General features: G+C 58.8%; 1 protein-coding gene. It reads right to left on the reverse strand.

The window, feature by feature from the left end; translation table 11 throughout:
• A partial coding sequence (locus SB725_RS31560; protein WP_410923359.1) for an ABC transporter permease subunit occupies positions 1–262 on the reverse strand: 262 nt, incomplete at its 3' end.
• Positions 263–267 lie beyond the last annotated feature (5 nt).

Genomic DNA, 267 nt, shown 5'->3' on the forward strand with positions numbered 1-267 from the left:
AGAGAATGAAGGCACCGACGAAGAGCCCCTGCCAGAAGGGATTCACGCCAGCGAGAAGCAGCGCGTTGCGAATGACTTCGAGGAGCAACGAGCCGATGACAGCTCCAATCGCCGAACCATAACCGCCAAGAAGATTTGCGCCGCCGATGACCGTACCGGCAATCACCTGAAGCTCCTGACCTTGACCCAGCGCATTGGTCGCAGCACCCAGCCAGCCTACAAGGAAGACGGCCGTCAGTCCGGTAATCGCGCCAACAAGCACATAGA

The organism is Pseudomonas sp. SIMBA_041, assembly GCF_046535095.1.
Lineage (GTDB): Bacteria > Pseudomonadota > Gammaproteobacteria > Pseudomonadales > Pseudomonadaceae > Aquipseudomonas > Aquipseudomonas mucoides.